The organism is Mesorhizobium sp. P3_A8, from assembly GCF_056402995.1.
Genome location: NZ_JBFUGI010000006.1, coordinates 308,674 through 325,060, shown reverse-complemented (window position 1 = coordinate 325,060; position 16,387 = coordinate 308,674). Strand labels below are relative to the sequence as shown.

General features: G+C 62.9%; 19 protein-coding genes. 9 read left to right on the top strand and 10 right to left on the bottom strand.

Annotation, left to right across the window (positions count from 1 at the left end; genetic code table 11):
* Genes accC through AC1DX4_RS16980 form a run of 3 tightly spaced genes read left to right on the top strand, consistent with a single transcriptional unit; the run spans position 1 to position 2,170 of the window.
* A complete protein-coding gene (accC, locus tag AC1DX4_RS16990; protein WP_477221393.1) occupies positions 1-1,344 on the top strand; it encodes an acetyl-CoA carboxylase biotin carboxylase subunit in 1,344 nt (447 codons plus the stop codon).
* A gap of 12 nt (positions 1,345-1,356) precedes the next feature.
* Complete coding sequence (gene aat / locus AC1DX4_RS16985; RefSeq protein WP_477221392.1) at positions 1,357-1,974, top strand: leucyl/phenylalanyl-tRNA--protein transferase; 618 nt, start codon at positions 1,357-1,359, stop codon at positions 1,972-1,974.
* A 13-nt stretch (positions 1,975-1,987) separates the two neighbouring features.
* Complete coding sequence (locus AC1DX4_RS16980; RefSeq protein ID WP_477221391.1) at positions 1,988-2,170, top strand: RNA polymerase sigma factor region1.1 domain-containing protein; 183 nt, start codon at positions 1,988-1,990, stop codon at positions 2,168-2,170.
* 25 nt (positions 2,171-2,195) lie between these two features.
* On the opposite strand, the gene AC1DX4_RS16975 is transcribed toward AC1DX4_RS16980, so the two are convergent.
* The 3 genes from AC1DX4_RS16975 to AC1DX4_RS16965 all read right to left on the bottom strand — a co-directional run bounded on the left by AC1DX4_RS16975 (position 2,196) and on the right by AC1DX4_RS16965 (position 3,836).
* Complete coding sequence (locus tag AC1DX4_RS16975) at positions 2,196-2,582, bottom strand: hypothetical protein (RefSeq protein WP_477221390.1); 387 nt, start codon at positions 2,580-2,582, stop codon at positions 2,196-2,198.
* Positions 2,583-2,658: 76 nt separating this feature from the next.
* Positions 2,659-3,276: a DUF2155 domain-containing protein gene (locus AC1DX4_RS16970; RefSeq protein ID WP_477221389.1), complete on the bottom strand. Its 618-nt coding sequence runs from the start codon at positions 3,274-3,276 to the stop codon at positions 2,659-2,661.
* 161 nt (positions 3,277-3,437) lie between these two features.
* On the bottom strand, positions 3,438-3,836 hold the full coding sequence (locus AC1DX4_RS16965; RefSeq protein ID WP_477221388.1) for an NADH:ubiquinone oxidoreductase subunit NDUFA12: 399 nt from the start codon (positions 3,834-3,836) through the stop codon (positions 3,438-3,440).
* 228 nt (positions 3,837-4,064) lie between these two features.
* On the opposite strand from AC1DX4_RS16965, the gene panB reads away from it, so the two are divergent.
* Together panB and panC are read left to right on the top strand one after the other, a co-directional pair.
* Positions 4,065-4,925, top strand: coding sequence for a 3-methyl-2-oxobutanoate hydroxymethyltransferase (gene panB, locus AC1DX4_RS16960; RefSeq protein ID WP_477221387.1), 861 nt, complete (start codon positions 4,065-4,067; stop codon positions 4,923-4,925).
* Positions 4,922-5,773: a pantoate--beta-alanine ligase gene (panC, locus tag AC1DX4_RS16955; protein WP_477221386.1), complete on the top strand. Its 852-nt coding sequence runs from the start codon at positions 4,922-4,924 to the stop codon at positions 5,771-5,773. The genes panB and panC overlap by 4 nt, the downstream gene beginning before the upstream one ends.
* Positions 5,774-5,813: 40 nt before the next feature.
* On the opposite strand, the gene AC1DX4_RS16950 is transcribed toward panC, so the two are convergent.
* The gene (locus AC1DX4_RS16950; RefSeq protein ID WP_477221385.1) at positions 5,814-6,158 is read right to left on the bottom strand and encodes a VanZ family protein; all 345 of its coding nucleotides are present in this window, start codon (positions 6,156-6,158) and stop codon (positions 5,814-5,816) included.
* A 253-nt stretch (positions 6,159-6,411) separates the two neighbouring features.
* Between AC1DX4_RS16950 and AC1DX4_RS16945 the strand changes: the two genes are divergently transcribed.
* Positions 6,412-7,572 carry a helix-turn-helix transcriptional regulator gene (locus AC1DX4_RS16945; protein WP_477221384.1) on the top strand — a complete coding sequence of 387 codons (1,161 nt, stop codon included), beginning with the start codon at positions 6,412-6,414 and terminating at the stop codon, positions 7,570-7,572.
* A 30-nt stretch (positions 7,573-7,602) separates the two neighbouring features.
* On the opposite strand, the gene AC1DX4_RS16940 is transcribed toward AC1DX4_RS16945, so the two are convergent.
* The 3 genes from AC1DX4_RS16940 to gatB form a co-directional block, all read right to left on the bottom strand.
* On the bottom strand, positions 7,603-8,301 hold the full coding sequence (locus tag AC1DX4_RS16940; protein ID WP_477221383.1) for an AIM24 family protein: 699 nt from the start codon (positions 8,299-8,301) through the stop codon (positions 7,603-7,605).
* 155 nt (positions 8,302-8,456) lie between these two features.
* A complete protein-coding gene (locus AC1DX4_RS16935; protein ID WP_477221382.1) occupies positions 8,457-8,948 on the bottom strand; it encodes a GNAT family N-acetyltransferase in 492 nt (163 codons plus the stop codon).
* A gap of 4 nt (positions 8,949-8,952) precedes the next feature.
* A complete protein-coding gene (gene gatB, locus AC1DX4_RS16930; RefSeq protein ID WP_477221381.1) occupies positions 8,953-10,452 on the bottom strand; it encodes an Asp-tRNA(Asn)/Glu-tRNA(Gln) amidotransferase subunit GatB in 1,500 nt (499 codons plus the stop codon).
* A gap of 291 nt (positions 10,453-10,743) precedes the next feature.
* Between gatB and AC1DX4_RS16925 the strand changes: the two genes are divergently transcribed.
* The gene (locus tag AC1DX4_RS16925; RefSeq protein WP_477221380.1) at positions 10,744-11,001 is read left to right on the top strand and encodes a YjhX family toxin; all 258 of its coding nucleotides are present in this window, start codon (positions 10,744-10,746) and stop codon (positions 10,999-11,001) included.
* Positions 11,002-11,049: 48 nt separating this feature from the next.
* On the opposite strand, the gene AC1DX4_RS16920 is transcribed toward AC1DX4_RS16925, so the two are convergent.
* Both AC1DX4_RS16920 and AC1DX4_RS16915 read right to left on the bottom strand, forming a co-directional pair.
* Complete coding sequence (locus AC1DX4_RS16920) at positions 11,050-11,481, bottom strand: CBS domain-containing protein (RefSeq protein ID WP_475451000.1); 432 nt, start codon at positions 11,479-11,481, stop codon at positions 11,050-11,052.
* A gap of 88 nt (positions 11,482-11,569) precedes the next feature.
* The gene (locus AC1DX4_RS16915; RefSeq protein ID WP_477221379.1) at positions 11,570-12,325 is read right to left on the bottom strand and encodes a rhomboid family intramembrane serine protease; all 756 of its coding nucleotides are present in this window, start codon (positions 12,323-12,325) and stop codon (positions 11,570-11,572) included.
* A 281-nt stretch (positions 12,326-12,606) separates the two neighbouring features.
* Between AC1DX4_RS16915 and AC1DX4_RS16910 the strand changes: the two genes are divergently transcribed.
* Both AC1DX4_RS16910 and AC1DX4_RS16905 read left to right on the top strand, forming a co-directional pair.
* Positions 12,607-14,130, top strand: coding sequence for a sugar ABC transporter ATP-binding protein (locus tag AC1DX4_RS16910; RefSeq protein WP_477221378.1), 1,524 nt, complete (start codon positions 12,607-12,609; stop codon positions 14,128-14,130).
* On the top strand, positions 14,127-15,143 hold the full coding sequence (locus tag AC1DX4_RS16905; RefSeq protein ID WP_477221377.1) for an ABC transporter permease: 1,017 nt from the start codon (positions 14,127-14,129) through the stop codon (positions 15,141-15,143). Before AC1DX4_RS16910 ends, AC1DX4_RS16905 begins: the two co-directional genes overlap by 4 nt.
* Before the next feature lie 66 nt (positions 15,144-15,209).
* Here the strand turns inward: AC1DX4_RS16905 and AC1DX4_RS16900 are convergent, their stop codons facing one another.
* Positions 15,210-16,253 (bottom strand): substrate-binding domain-containing protein, encoded by a 1,044-nt coding sequence (locus AC1DX4_RS16900; RefSeq protein WP_477221376.1) that lies wholly within the window; start codon positions 16,251-16,253, stop codon positions 15,210-15,212.
* Positions 16,254-16,387: the final 134 nt, after the last annotated feature.

The following is a 16,387-nucleotide window of genomic DNA, read 5'->3' as shown; positions in this document are numbered from 1 at the left end:
ATGTTCCAAAAAATCCTCATCGCCAATCGCGGCGAAATCGCCCTTCGGGTGCTGCGCGCCTGCAAGGAACTCGGCATCCAGACGGTGGTGGTGCATTCGACCGCCGACGCCGACGCCATGCATGTGCGGCTGGCCGACGAGAGCGTGTGCATCGGTCCGCCGCCATCGCGCGACAGCTATCTCAACATCCATCAGATCGTCGCGGCCTGCGAGATCACCGGCGCCGACGCCGTGCATCCGGGCTACGGCTTCCTGTCGGAGAACGCCAAGTTCGCCGACATATTGGCCGCGCACAACATCACCTTCATCGGCCCGTCCGGCGACCACATCCGCATCATGGGCGACAAGATCGAAGCCAAGCGCACGGCCAAGCGCCTCGGCATTCCGGTGGTGCCCGGTTCGGACGGCGCCGTCACCGATCAGAAGGAAGCCAGGCGCATTGCCGCCGAGATCGGCTATCCCGTGATCATAAAGGCATCGGCAGGTGGTGGCGGGCGCGGCATGAAGGTTGCCCTTACCGAGGCTGACCTCGAGATCGCCTTGCAGACAGCGAGCACGGAAGCCGGTGCGGCCTTCGGCGACGATGCCGTCTACATCGAGAAATACCTGGAAAAGCCGCGCCACATCGAGGTGCAGGTGTTCGGCGACGGCTTCGGCCGCGGCGTGCATTTCGGCGAGCGCGACTGTTCTCTGCAACGCCGCCATCAAAAAGTCTGGGAAGAGGCGCCCTCGCCGGCCCTCAACGCCGAGGAGCGAGCCCGCATCGGCGGTATCTGCGCCAACGCCATTGCCGATCTCGGCTATTCCGGCGCCGGCACGATCGAATTCCTTTACGAGAATGGCGAGTTCTATTTCATCGAGATGAACACGCGCCTGCAGGTCGAGCATCCGGTGACGGAAGCGATCACCGGCATCGATCTCGTCCACGAGCAGATCCGCGTTGCTTCCGGCGGCGGTCTTTCGGTGAAGCAGGAAGACATCAAGTTCAATGGCCACGCCATCGAATGCCGCATCAATGCCGAGGATCCGCGCACCTTCACCCCCTCGCCCGGCACCATCACCCATTTCCACACGCCGGGCGGCCTCGGCATCCGCGTCGATTCCGGCGTCTATTCCGGCTACAAGATCCCGCCCTACTACGACAGCCTGATCGGCAAGCTGATCGTGCATGGGCGCAACCGCGTCGAATGCATGATGCGGCTGCGCCGGGCGCTGGATGAATTCGTCGTCGACGGCATCAAGACGACCTTGCCGCTGTTTCGCGATCTGGTCGGCAATGCCGACATCGCCAATGGCGACTATGACATCCATTGGCTGGAAAAATACCTGGCCAAGGAAGAGTAGTCCGGGAACGCGATGACCCGCCCCTACGCGCCCGGCTATCGCATCCCCACCGACCTCCTGCTCAAGGCATACGCTTCGGGCGTCTTCCCGATGGCCGAAAGCGCCAGCGATCCGGAGGTGTTCTGGGTGCGGCCGGAGACGCGCGGCATCATCCCGCTCGATGGTTTCCACACGCCCAAAAGCCTGAGGAAGGCGATCCGCAAAAGCCCGTTCGACATCCGTTTCGACTTCGATTTCGAGGCGACGATCGACGGCTGCGCCGAAAAACGCGAGGAGCGCCGCTCGACCTGGATCAACGCGCCGATCCGTGAGGCCTATGTGCAACTGCATCGCATGGGCCATTGCCATTCGGTCGAGGCGTGGCATGAGGACAAGTTGGTCGGCGGCCTCTATGGCGTGTCGCTCGGACGGGTGTTCTTCGGCGAAAGCATGTTTTCCAAGGCGACGGATGCGTCGAAGACCTGCCTCGTGCATCTCGTCGAGCGCTTGAAGGCACGCGGCTTCGCTCTACTTGATACGCAATTCACCACCGAGCATCTCAAGCGCTTCGGCGCTGTCGATGTGCCACGCGGCAAATACGAAAAGATGCTGGCTGAAGCACTGAAGGGCGAGGCGATCTTTTTTCCGTGACTGGAGAGCTTCGATGTCGAGCGAAAACCACCTTCGAGCGGATATGCAGCCAATTGTTCAAGCGCTGATCGAAAAGGGCAGAGATGTCACAATGGGTCAGCTCGACCAACTGCTTCCCAAGCGGGAATTCAGTTCAACCGAAATCGAAGACATAATGGCTGCTCTCTCCGAGCACGGGATATACGTCATCGAGTGAGCGATCCGTCGACCAACCCAGATGATCAGCTCTTCGCTGCAGCCTCGATCGGCGTCTGCGAATGGAACATCATCTTCCAACCGTTGACGCGATGGACATAGCCGGTGCTGACCAGCGCCGCATATGGCTCGCCATTCTCCCGCGTCGCATGCGCCTCGTAGGTCAGCATGATGATGTCGCTGCCGGGCTCGATTATCCCCTTGAGGTCGATTTTCAGGTCGCGCCAGCGGTTGGGCTTGGTTGCGGTCTTGGCGAGATCGGCATTGTCCATCGCCTTAGCCATCTGCGGAAATGCCACAAGGCATTCGGTGTCGGCATTGGCCGCATAGTAGGCTTCGTCGCCAGTCCAGAAGCCCTTCTCGAGTTCGAGCAATTCCGCCTTGCCGGCGGTGATCCGCTTGCTATCTGACATCGAAAAATCCTCCAGGCGCATAAATGCGCAGGTCGTCCATGGCCCAACGCACGGTGGCCACGACGGTTCCCAGGGATCAGTTGGTGTCGGTCGTATCGGGTTCGGTGGAATCGGGCTGTTCCACATCCGGGCTGGCTGCAGCGTCCGGCTTGGTTGCGGCGGGCTTGGCCGCGGCAGGCTTGGCCAAGGCAGGCTTCGAAGCGTCAGCCTTGGTCGCGTCAGCCTTGGTCGCGTCTGGCGCCGGCACATCCGACTTCTGCTTGCATTCCTTCAGCCAGACGTCATAGACGGCGTGTTCGACAGCGTTGAGGCCCGGGCTTTCGGCGAACATCCAGCCGGTGAAGATGCGGCGTATCTTGCGGTCGAGCGTGATCTCGTCGACCTCGACGAAGGAATCGGTCTTCGGCTCCTCGGTCTGCGGCCGGGAATAGCAGACGCGCGGCGTCACCTGCAAAGCACCGAACTGCACCGTCTCGTCGATATAGACGTCGAAGGTGATGATGCGGCCGGTGATCTTGTCGATGCCGGCGAACTCGGCAACCGGATTGGTGATGCGATCAGATCCAGCTGACGCCGCCGGCGCGGGTGCCGCGGGTGCTGCCGGTGTGGGCGAAGCCGCAAAGGCCGCCGTGCTGATGGCGAGGCTGGCGGCTAGCGTCAGGCCGCCCGTCGATATCAGGTTGAAAAAGCTCATATAGGGTTACCGGTGGTTCGCGCCCGGGTGATTCCGTCGATCGCCAAGGCTAGTCGCCGTTTTCTGATCAGCAAGCAGCTAAACACCAATTGTGGCGATAAAGGACCGGCCTGCACTTTGCACCGTTACAAGCGGGGGGGCGCCGTTACATACAGGGACCGTTACGACCCGGGCGTCCAGGCGTCATAGTCACCTGTGACCTGCGGGCGATGCTGATTGGTCAGCACCGAGCCCTTCGGGCGATAGGCCGCCGGCGTGCCGGTCAGATTGGGCTGATGCGACTTCTGCCATTCGCGCGGCTTGTAGTCTTCGCTCGGTGGCGCGACGTCGACACGGTGATGCATCCAGCCGTGCCAGCCGGGCGGAATGGCCGAAGCCTCCGAATAGTCGCGATAGATCACCCAGCGCCGCGTGCGGCCTTCCGAATCGATACCGCCTTCGTAATAGACATTGCCGGTCTCGTCCTGGCCGACCCTCTTGCCATACCGCCAAGTGTGCAGGCGCGTCCCTATCGTCTGGCTGTTCCACCAGGTGAAAAACTGCGTCAGGAAAGTCTTCATCTCAGAACCCTCGCGCTGGCGGCGCTGTTTCCTGCTTATGGCGTCAGGCCTTCGGGAAGGCAAGGGTTTTGCCGCAGGGAGCGCGCAAATGGCACGCCAGGCATCCGACACAAGCCTGTGATCCCGAGAGGCGGCAGGATGCACGCTTGCCAAGCCTTTCCGCTCTTTCTAAAGCTCAGCGCGCCCATGCGGATATCCAATCCGGCCAGGGGCCGAAGGAGGTGACGATTGGCCACAAAACTGCCGACCACCGACATTCGCATCGGCACCGAGCTGATTCGCCGCAGCAAGGGCGGCATCCCCTTGGTCTGCCTGACGGCCTACACCTATCCCGTTGCCCGCCTGCTTGATCCGCATGTTGACCTGCTTCTGGTCGGCGACAGCGTCGCCATGGTGCTGCATGGCCATGCGACGACGCTGGCCGCTTCGCTCGAGATGATGATCGCGCATGGGCAAGCCGTGATGCGCGGCTCGGCCAGGGCCTGTGTGGTCGTCGACATGCCAGCCGGCAGCTATGAGGATTCGGCGGCGCAAGCCGTGACCTCAGCGCAGCGCATCGTTGGCGAGACCAACTGCCAGGCGGTCAAGCTCGAAGGCGGCGTCGACGTGGCCGGTCAGATCGCGGCGATCGTGGCCGCCGGCATTCCGGTCATGGGCCATATCGGCCTGCTGCCGCAATCGGTGGAGAAGGATGGCGGCTACAAGATCAAGGGCCGCACGGACGAGACTGTCGCGGCGCTGATGGCCGACGCGCTCGCCGTCGAAAAAGCCGGCGCGTTCTCGGTGGTCATCGAAGGCACCATCGAGGCGGTCGCCGCCGACATCACACGCCGCATCGCCATTCCAACCATCGGCATCGGCGCCAGCGGCGACTGCGATGGCCAGATCCTGGTCATCGACGACATGGTCGGGCTGACCGTCGACCGCGTGCCGAAATTCGTCAAGGAATACGCCGATCTGCGCAGCGTGATCGCGCACGCCGCCGAGCGCTACGCATCGGAGGTGCGAAGCCGGACTTTCCCCGGCCCTGACCACGTCTTTTCGGGTTCAAAAGTCCTTTCGGGCACAAATGGCGGGGATGAGTCGTGAGCCGGCCTGAGGTCGTCGATAGCGTCGCCGCACTTCGCGCCGAGATCCGCGACTGGCGGCGCGATGGCCTGCGCGTCGCCATGGTGCCAACCATGGGTGCGCTGCATGAGGGACATCTCTCCCTGATCAGGATCGCCAGGGAAAAAGCCGAGCGCTGTGTGGTGTCGATCTTCGTCAACCCGACGCAGTTCGCGCCGAGCGAGGATCTCGACAAGTACCCGCGCCAGCTCGCCCGCGACTTGGATATGCTGGCGACGGTCAAGGCCGATCTGGCCTTCACGCCGACGGTCGGCGCGATGTACCCCGCCGGCTTTGCCACAGGGATTTCGGTCGGCGGCCCGTCCGCCGGCCTCGAATCGGACTTTCGCCCGACCTTTTTCGAGGGTGTCGCCACCGTGGTGGCCAAGCTTTTTCTGCAGGCAACGCCCGACTATGCGGTCTTTGGCGAGAAGGATTACCAGCAGCTTTGCGTCGTCAGGCAGCTCTGCCGCGACCTTGACCTGCCTGTCGAGATCATCGGCGCCCCGACCATACGCGACGCGCATGGCCTCGCCATGTCGTCACGCAACGCCTATCTCGGCGAAGCCGAACTCGCGGTCGCCCGCCAGCTCAACGTGATCTTGCAGAAGGCGGCTGCCGCGCTGGCGGCCGGCGCACACCAAGATGACGCGACCGGTGAGGCCAGCCGCGCGCTGATCGCCGCCGGCTTCCAGAAGATCGACTATGTCGAGGCTCGCGAAAGCCTGACGCTGGTGCCTTGGCGCCGCGACCGCGTGGGGCGCCTGCTCGCCGCTGCCTGGCTTGGCAAGACGCGGCTGATCGACAATGTGGAAGTTCCCATAATCTAGGGCAAAGGGTCGATCGGCTGCATTCGGCTTCTTGCGGCGCCTACCTCACGCCTATTCGCCCGCGGGTGCTCACCAATAATTGCCCCACGAGGATCCCAATAATCCCAGCTGATGCTTTCACGAGTGCATCGGCAAGATGCGCGTGGCGACCGGGATCGATGATCTGAAGCAACTCCAGTATGCCGGCAGCCGCAACCACAAAGATCGAGATTTGATACATTCGGTTCGGGAAGCCGACCGCCAGCGCGAAGCCCAACAGTAGATAGGCCAGGGCGCGCTCGACATTCGGGTCGGCTATGTGCGGCCGCATCTGGATCGGCGACAGGGTTGCGAAAATGATGAAGACAAGCAGCACCAGCGCCGCGATGCGGAACAGTTTGATCATGTCCCTGCATATCCGTCGTGAGCCGGCACAGCAAATGCTGGGATGACGCAGGGGCGGATTGGGAACCTATCGGCCGGCCCCACCCGATCGAGTATGCGAACAGCGATGCATGGCTGGCACGACCGTTTGCCACAGCGAAACAATCCACAGATGTATGGCGGCATCAGTAAGTTACATGGCGACCCTATCATGCAATCCTGCTCAACATTTCTGTGGAACTTCACACTTACTTGACGGCGGTACGAGAGGGCCCATGTCCAGGTTGGCGAACGCGATCGACCGCGCCCTGCCGCAGGTCATCGAAGCCATTTATGATTCGGTTGCCGACATCGGCCGCTGGCAGTCGACGCTCGAAGCCATTCGCCGGCTGGCGATTGGCCAGCTTGCCATGCTGGCGGTCGTCGACACAGCCAGCAGTTCCGCTCGATTTTCGGTGTCCTGCGGCGATCCCGCGATCCTGGAGCCACTGCAACGCGACTATGGATCGGAAGTGCCCTTCTTAACGGCCGTTCCCAAGATGGATATCGACATTCCCTTCACGATCGATGCCATCTATGCGCTGCAAGGGCCCAACGCACGGCAGAACTGGATCGAAAGCCGCATCGTGCGCGAATGGGTGGAACCCAACCGGCTGGACGATTTCTTCTGGGTGGCGCTGATGAAGCAGCCGAGCCGCATCGGCACGCTGATGGTGGTGACGGACCAGGACAGGCGACAGATCTCGGCCGCTGATCTCAAGCTGGTGTCGTCACTTGCGCCGCATGTACGGCGCGCGGTGACAATCGGCGACCTGTTCGAGACCGAACGGCGCAAGGCCGAGATTTTCCGCTCGATCATCGAAAGCCTCGATCATCCGGTGATGATCGTTTCCAATGACATGCAGATCATCTTCGCCAATTGCGCGGCCGAAGCCCTGCTGATGGAGAGCTCGGCCGTGTCATCGGTGCGCGGCCAGCTGGCCTTCGCCTACCCGCAAGCCAATGCCGCGATCAGCTGCGCGGTCGAACTCGGCACGCGCGATGAGTTCGCGCTGGGGCCGTCCGGCATCAACATCCCGCTCGCCAGGGTCGGCGTTCCGGCAGTGGCGCATGTCATGCCGCTCGCCCGTCGCGAGATTTCAGCGCGGATGTCGCAGCGCGCCGCCGCCGCCATCTTCATCGCCGCTGCCGGCGCCACGCCGACCCCGGCACTGGACGCGATCGCCGCGCTGTTTGGCCTGACCGCCGCGGAAAAACGCGTTGCCGGCCATGTCGCCGCGGGCAAGACGCGCAAGGAGATCGCCGCTGCCGGCGGCGTTTCCGACGGCACCATCAAATCGCAACTGGCGACGATCTTCGACAAGACGGGAGCGGGCGATCAGCGGGAACTCGAATTGCTGATCCGCGAGCTGTCGCCACCGCTGCGCTCACGCTGAGGGTTGCTCTTCCCTCACGCCCTGTCCGAACTACTCCTCCGTCGGCATATGCAGGTACATCGACTGGATGCCGACGCGGCCCGGGCCGGTGAAGCGGTTGACGATGAAATTCATGTTGGCGCCGAAGAAGCCGCTCGACAGGCGGTCGATCTTGGTTTCCATCCGGACCGAGACATCCTTGAACAGCCAGCCACCCGGTTCGATGTCGATGGTCTCGCCGGCGGCCAGCGTTTTCTCGAAGACATTGCCGTAGCCGTGCAACCAGACGATGCCGTCGCCGCTATCGCCGCGAAAACGGTCGATGAAGAAGCCGCTCTGGCCAAACAGCATCGTCGCCAGGCCGCGGACACGCTCGAAGGTGTAGTCGACATTGCCGGTGGCGGCGAGAAACTGGTGTTCGCGCACCTGGATCTCCTCGCCACGCCTGAGATGGATCGGCACGATGTGGCCGGGCCCGTCGCGGCTGAAGGCGATGATGCCCGCTCCCGACGCCTCGGTGACGAAGATCTGCATGCCAGCCATCATGCGCTTCAGCGCGCCCTTCAGCGATTTCAGGCCGATGGTGATGGTGGAGTTCTTCCACAACAGGATGTGGTGCTCGAAATAGACAGGCATTCGCGTCACATCGACCGAAAGCACAGGCACCAGTTCACCCGCTATGTGGTAGGTGACGCCACCAAAGGTTTCGTCCGACACCTGGGTCGGCATCAGTTCCGGCAAGCTTGGCATGGTTTCCCCCTCGCCGCCTTGCGCGCCAGCCCATTCCGGCTTCCGCACGGTCAGCTGCAGCAGCTTGGTATGTGACCCCTAGGCCGTCAAACGAAAACGGCCCCCTGCCGCACCGCTCGCGCGAAGGTGATCCAGACAGGTATGCGTCGAAGCGATCAGCCGGCAAGAGGCCGGCGATAGACCAGCGTCGGCTCGCCGGAGGCACCCGTACGCTCGCCGGCAGCGCCGGATCGCACGAAGCCGTTTGCTTCGTAGAAAGCGATGGCGCGCGTGTTCTGCGCTTCCACTTCCAGACGGATGGCGTTGGCCTCGGGAAAACTTTCGATGATCTCATCGAGAAGCATGCCGCCGATGCCCCGCCCCTGCAGGCTGGGCAGCACGTAGAGCTGCCTCAGGACGACCGTCTTGCCGCCGTCGATGCCTTCGGCGAAAGCCACGCCGCCAATGCGCTTGCCGTCGTCGGCAACGAGGAAATCACTGTTCGGCTTGGTCAGCCGCGCCTTCAGAGAGACGATCGAATGCCATTCGTCGGTGATTTCGGTGACCTTGGCGGCGCCGTATATGGCGTCATAGGTCGCATGCCAGGTTTCGACCAGCACTGCCCGAATTGCATCAAGGTCACGTTCGCCTGCGGTGCGTACGAACATGGCCTTACTCGATGCCGAGCTTGGCCTTGACGAGGTCGTTGACCGCCTGCGGGTTGGCCTTGCCGCCGGTTGCCTTCATCACCTGGCCGACGAACCAGCCGGCCATGGTCGGCTTGGCGCGCGCCTGTTCCACCTTGTCCGGATTGGCCGCGATCACCTCATCGACCGCCTTCTCGATGGCGCCGGTATCGGTGACCTGCTTCAAGCCACGGCTTTCGACCAACTCACGCGGATCGCCACCTTCGTTCCAGACGATTTCGAACAGGTCCTTGGCGATCTTGCCGGAGATGGTGCCGTCCTTGATCAGGTCGATGACCGCACCGAGCTGGTCAGGCGAAATCGGAGCATTTTCAATGTCCTTGCCGGCCTTGTTCAGCTGTCCGAGCAGATCATTGATGACCCAGTTGGCGGCGAGCTTGCCATCGCGGCCGGCGGCCACTTTCTCGAAATAGTCGGCGATCGACTTTTCCGACACGAGGATCGAAGCGTCGTAGGTCGAGAGACCCAGCGAGGAGATCAGCCGCGCCTTCTTATCGTCAGGCAGTTCCGGCAGTCCCGTGGCCAAAGCATCGACATAGGCCTGGTCGAATTCCAGCGGCAGAAGATCAGGATCGGGGAAATAGCGGTAGTCGTGCGCTTCTTCCTTCGAGCGCATGGAGCGCGTTTCGCCCTTGACGGCATCATACAGCCGCGTCTCCTGATCGATCTTGCCGCCGTCCTCAAGGATGGCGATCTGGCGGCGCGCCTCATAGTCGATGGCTTGGCCGATGAAGCGGATCGAGTTCATGTTCTTGATCTCGCAGCGCGTGCCGAACTCGCCACCGGGCTTGCGCACCGAAACGTTGACGTCGGCGCGCAGCGAGCCTTCATCCATGTTGCCGTCGCAGGTGCCGAGATAGCGCATGATGGTGCGCAGCTTGGTGACATAGGCCTTGGCCTCATCGCCGGAACGCAGGTCAGGCTTGGAGACGATCTCCATCAGCGCCACGCCGGAGCGGTTGAGATCGACATAGGACATGGTCGGATGCTGGTCGTGTATCGACTTGCCGGCATCCTGTTCCAGATGCAGCCGCTCGATGCCGACCTCGATGTCCTCGAACTCGCCCTGCCGGTCCGGCCCGACCGAAACGATCACCGTGCCCTCGCCGACGATCGGCTGCTTGAACTGCGAAATCTGATAGCCCTGCGGCAGGTCGGGATAAAAGTAGTTCTTCCGGTCGAAAACCGACTTGTGGTTGATCTGCGCCTTCAGCCCGAGACCGGTGCGGATCGCCTGCTTGACGCATTCCTCGTTGATGACGGGCAGCATGCCCGGCATTGCCGCATCGACCAGGCTGACATTGGCATTGGGGGCCGCACCGAAAGCGGTCGAGGCGCCGGAAAACAATTTTGCTTCCGAGATGACCTGCGCGTGCACTTCGAGACCGATGATGATTTCCCAGTCGCCAGTGGCGCCGGGGATCAGGCGTTTCGCGTCGGGCGTGCGAGTATCGATGAGGGTCATGGCCTGCCGTCGAATTCAGAATTGATGGTGAATGCACTGCGCATTCAGGAGGTACAAATCGTACTCGCTTCGCTAGTGCAAACCGCCAAAAGAGACAAGCGCAAAGCCACAGACTGGCCTTTTCAGCCGCTTTCGCCTATAGGACGCCCATCCCAATGGAGAGTGGATGTCCACTTACGCTCAGTCCCGGTAAGGCCCTGACCTCGTAGCGAGGTAGGGCAGAAAACCTGAAACCCCGTGCCGCGAAGGTTTCGCGGCGGCGGCCTTTTTCGTTTTCCCGGAAACTCTCACATGGATATTTCGCGCATCGAACAGCGCATCCTGCACCTGCTTGCGCAGGGCGGACGCATTGAAATCGAAAAGAACCAGAAGAAACGGATCGCCTCCGTCAAATGCCTGACCCGCGACGGCTGGCACTATCCGGGCGTCGATCTCGACCTGTTTCGAAAGCTGAAACGCAAGAAGGCGGTTTCGTCGTCAGGCGGCGGTCCCTACCGCATCACAAGGCGCGGACTCGAACTCGTCCGTTCCGAACTCGACAACAGATAGAAATGCCTCCGCCGGTCGGGTCTCCGGCCGGCGGGTCCTTGTCACCGCTCAGGCGGTGGCGATGTAGGCCCTGATCTCATCGGCCTCGCGTTCGACATCCTCGATGCGGCGCTTGACCACGTCGCCGATGGAGACGATGCCATCGAGCAGGCCGTCCTTTTCCACCGGCAGATGGCGGAAGCGGCCCCTGGTCATGATCTCCATCACCTCGTTGACGGTGTGGTTCTCATTGCAGATCTTCACCTTCGGCGTCATCGCCGAACGCACGGCGATATCGAGCGCGGCGCCACCTTCCTTGGCGACAACCCGCACGATGTCGCGTTCCGACAGGATGCCGACGATCTTGCGATCGCCGTTGGTGATGACCAGCGCACCGATCTTGTGGTCGGCGAGCATGCGGATGGCCACGCTAAGTTTTTCATTCGGCCCGAGCGTTAACACGTCGTGGCCTTTTCTCTCGAGAATTGCCTTAACCGTCATGGCGTCCTCCTCTGCTTTTGCCTGCCGGTTCCTGCCCTGACCGGCTTTCACATAAGAGTGAACATCGTGCGCCGTGATCGGTTGCATTTCAAGTGCGGTCGGTGGTTTCCCACTCGGGTGGCTGCCATCGCCGATCGAACCAGCGCAGGCCGAAGAAGGCCGCGACAAAGCCGCCAATATGGGCCTCCCAGGCGATCTGGCCGTCAAGACCGAAGGCGAAGCCGAACAGACCTGTGGCGAGGTTGATCGCCATCCACGCAGCGACAAAAGTCATGATACCACGCGAGCGCAGCACAATCGCGATCGGCAGCACGGGGCCGGCGAAGGCCGCCCCGCCGGGTGAGCGGTCGGTGCGGAAACCAAAACGCACCGCGGCACCCATCATGCCTGATATCGCACCGGAAGCGCCAACCAGCGGTACTTCACCGGAAGGATGAATTGCCCAGAAGAGCACCACGGAAGCCACCACGGTCACCGCGAAGAACAGCGCGAAGCGGAGGGGACCGAAGCGATTGGCCAGCGGCGACCCGAAGGCGGCCAGCGACACCATGTTGATCAGCAGATGCGGCCAGCTGCCATGCATGAACGCATAGGTGAAGGGTTGAAACAGCAAATAGACGGTTGGAGGGTTTTCGCCGGAGTAGCCAGCGGGTGTGAAAGCGAAGTTTGAAACGAATGCGTTGTCCTGCGCTGGCGTAAGCAGATAGTTTTCAACCAGGAAGACGGCCGCGCAAATGCCGATCACCGCCAGCACGATGGGCGGCAGATTGAACACCGGCTCGCGCCGAGGCTCCGGCATCGGTTCGGTGGGTTCGATTTCCAAAGGGCTTACCGGTTCACTCATACGCGCTTGGTCCAGGGATTCGATGCGCGAGCTTTAGAGCAAGGATGCGCGACTTGGAACAATTCTGTTCTCGAAACAGCGAACGCACCGCGCGGCGTTGCCTTCATTTGCTACGAACCGAAAGGAAACGAAGCGGAAATGCTCCGGGATCTGAAAAACTCGCAACGAGCGTTCTAGGAAGCGCCGAGTCCCCTCCCTACAATGCGGCACCATAGCGGGTGACAAAGACGGCCATAACTCGCCGCCCCAAGCGCAATGCCATAACCCGAAGCCCACGCATCTTGCCCCCAGCAAACTCAGCCATCGCCGTCAACGGCATCGAGAAATCCTTCGGTCCGACGCGCGCGCTCGCCGGCGCCGATCTTGCCGTCGCGCCGGGTGAGGTCGTGGCGCTAATGGGCGCCAATGGCGCCGGCAAGTCGACTTTGGTGAAGATACTTTCGGGCTCGTACACGCCCGACGCCGGCACGATCACGCTGGGCGGCAACACGGTCGCCTTCGCCTCGCCCAGCGCCGCCAAGGCCGCCGGCATCGCGACGGTGCATCAGGCGACCGACCAGGCGGGCGCCGCCGGATTGACGGTTGCCGAAAACCTCCTGCTTGACGAGCTTTGCGGCCGCACGGGGCGTTTCCTCGTCTCGGCGGCATCGATCCGCCGGCGGGCGCGCGCGGTCGCGGCGCTGATCGACCTCGATCTGCCACTCGATCGCGACTTCATCGATCTGCGCCCGGCGGAACGGCAATTGATCGCCATCGCCCGCGCCGTCGCGGCCAAGGCCTCCGTGCTTATCCTCGACGAGCCGACGTCGAGCCTGTCGACCACGGAAGCCGAGCGGCTGTTCGCCATCATCCGCCGGCTGCGCGCCGGCGGCATGGCAATCCTCTACATCTCGCACAGGCTTGGCGACCTTGCGGCAATCGCTGATCGCGCCGTCGTCATGCGCGGCGGCCGCATCGTCGGTGCCTTTGCCAGGCCGATCAATTTCCCGGCTGCGGTCGCGGCCATGATCGGCCGGACACTGGAAGCCGCCACACATGACGGCAAGACATCAACGGCGCCGATCATCGCCTCCATCAAGGGGGCGCGGCTGGTTCCCGGAGCGGAGCCTTTCGATCTTGACCTGCGCTCCGGCGAGGTCGTCGCCATCACCGGCACGCTCGGATCGGGCAAGAGCCGGCTGCTGCGCGCGCTTTTCGGGCTCGAAACGCTGGCGCAAGGCGGCTTCGCTCTCGATGGAAAGCCGTGGCTCTCGAGCGGGCCGGCACAGTCGATCGAAAGCGGTGTCTTCATGGTCGCCGAGGACCGCTGGCAATCGTCATTGTTGCCGCCTGAGGTTCCCGGCGCCTCGATCGCCGGCACGATCGCCCTGCCGCATCTCAGACGCTGGTTTCCAAGCGGCCTGCTGCGGGCCGCGCGCGAACGCAAGGTCGCCGTCGAGGCCATCTCGCGGCTCGGCATCAAGGCGCGCGGCCCCGACGACACGCTCGACGAGCTTTCCGGCGGCAACCAGCAAAAGGTCGTGCTCGCCCGATGGCAGGCCGCACCTTGCCGGCTGCTGCTGCTCGACGAGCCGTTCCAGGGCGTCGACGTCGGCGCGCGCGCCGACCTGATCGCTGCCATCCGCAGCAGCCAAAGCGGTTCCGCCACGCTGATCGCCACCAGCGACACCGAAGAGGCGCTGGAGGTTGCCGACCGCATCCTTGTCATGCGCAACCACTCACTTCATGAGGCCGGAGACGGCCATAGCTCGCTGACCGACCAGATCGGCAAGGTCGAGAGCGACAAGGCCGGAGACCACCGATGACCTATCCGACGACGACACAGCAATCCGCCTCGCGCACATCGCTTTTTCGCGAAACGCGCCGCTACGCTCTTTTCGTACTGCTGGCGCTGATGGTGGTCGGGTTCTGGCACGTGCAGCCTGCCTTCATCCGCTCGGCCAATCTGTTCTCGATCCTGCAGGCGGTTTCGGTGGTGGCGATCCTCGGCGTCGGGGTGTCGATCACCATGGCGGCCGACGGCTTCGATCTGTCGGTCGGCAGCATCGCCGCTTCGTCGGTGATGGCAGCAAGCTATGCCATGGTCGTGTGGCAGCTGGACGCGGCTGAGACCATGGTTCTGGTCTTGCTGATGGGTGCCTTCATCGGCCTCGTCAACGGGCTGCTGATTGTCCGCGTCGGCGTACCCGATCTTCTGGCCACGCTGGCGACCATGTTCCTGCTCGCCGGCCTGCAGCTGATCCCGACTGGTGGCCGCTCGATCACCGCCGGCATGGTGCTTCCCGACGGCTCATCGGTTCCCGGCGCCTACGATCCGGCGTTCCTGATCCTCGGCCGGTCACGGCTCTTCGACACGATCCCCCTGTCCGTCGTGGTCATGGCTATCGTCGCCGTGCTAGCCTGGTTCCTGATGGAGCGCACGCGCTGGGGCCGCGTCTTCTACGCCATCGGCGGCAACGAAACGGCCGCACATCTTGCCGGCGCGCCGACCAGGAGATACCGGCTCTGGGCCTACATCCTGTCCGGCACGCTGGCTTCACTGGGAGGGCTGATCGTGGCCTCGCGTGTCGGCCGTGGCGACGTTTCGGCGGGCAATTCGCTGCTGCTCGATGCCGTGGCGGCCTCGTTGATCGGCTATGCCGTGCTCGACAAGCGGCGCCCGCATGTGATCGGCACGGTCGTCGGCGCGATCTTCGTCGGCGTGCTCCTCAACGGCCTCACCATGTTGAACGCGCCCTATTACACGCAGGACTTCGTCAAGGGCGTCGTGCTGGTTGGCGCGCTGGCGCTGACCTTCGGCCTGGGAAAGAAGCGGTAGCCGAGACCACTCGAAAGATGATCTCCCCTCCCTCGCGGTGAAACGAGGGAGAGGAGAAAAAATGGATCAGTTGGACGGAATCCAGCTGGCCGCCGCCGCGTCGCTCTGGCCGAAGGCCGGAAGCTTGGCCTCGAGATCCTCGACTGTCTTGATGCCGTTCTTGCGCAACTCTTCCTGGGTCAGCAGCACCGGCTTGACGACGATACTGTGACCTGGATCCTCGCCGGCGATCAGCTTGGCCGCCGCCCGCACCGAAACCGCACCGACGACGGCCGGATTGGTGGCCGCGGTGGCGACCCACGGGCTTCCTTCGGCGGTGATTTCGGTGATGTCGGCGGTGGACACGTCGGCCGAATAGATCTTCACCTTGTTGGAGATGCCGAGTTCGTCGGTGGCGAGTTTCACGCCGCGCGCGAACTCGTCATAGGGAGCAAAGACGACCGAGATGTCGGGGTTGGCCTGGAACGCCGCCTTGGTCTGGTCGGCCGTCGATACCGCGGTCGTGTCGTTGACCGTCCCCCAGCGGGCTTTCTCGACGATGCCGGGATTGGCCTTCTTGGTCTCGTCCCAGGTTTCGTTGCGGCGGTCGAGCGGCGCAAAGCCGGCGACATAGACATAGCCTGCCTGGAACGAGGTGCCGTTGTCCTTGAGCGCCTGACCGAGCGACGCCTTGGCGAGCTCGTGATCGGACTGTTCGACCTGCGGGATCTTCGGGTTGTCGAGATTGACGTCGAAGGCGACGACCTTGATGCCGGCATCGAGCGCCTTCTGCGCGACGTCCTTCAGCGCTTCGGGTTGGCCATGGTCGATGATGATGGCCTGGACGCCGAGATTGATCGCCTGCTCGATCTGGTCGCGCTGCGCGGCCGCATCCTGCCGGCCGGAAAAGATCTGCAGCTCGATGTCGAGTGCTTTGGCCTGTTTCGTCGCGCCGGCCTGATAGGCCTGAAAGAAATCGCCGGCCGAGATGAAGGTGACGAGCGCCACTTTCACGCCGCCTTTGTCGAAGGGTGCCGGAGCACCCGCGATTCCGGCAGCGTGACCGGCACTGAGCGGAACGGCGCTGGCAAGCAGGCCGGCCGTGATCAGTCCAAGGATAGAAGTCTTCATGAAGGTTTCCCCAGGGAATTACGCTGACAAGGCACGTCTCCGGACCGCGGGATCGCCGCCGTCGCGCCTCAAGGAGCGAATGCACGAAGGGTACAGCGGCAACGGAACCGCTCGGAACGCAGATTTTTCTCTTT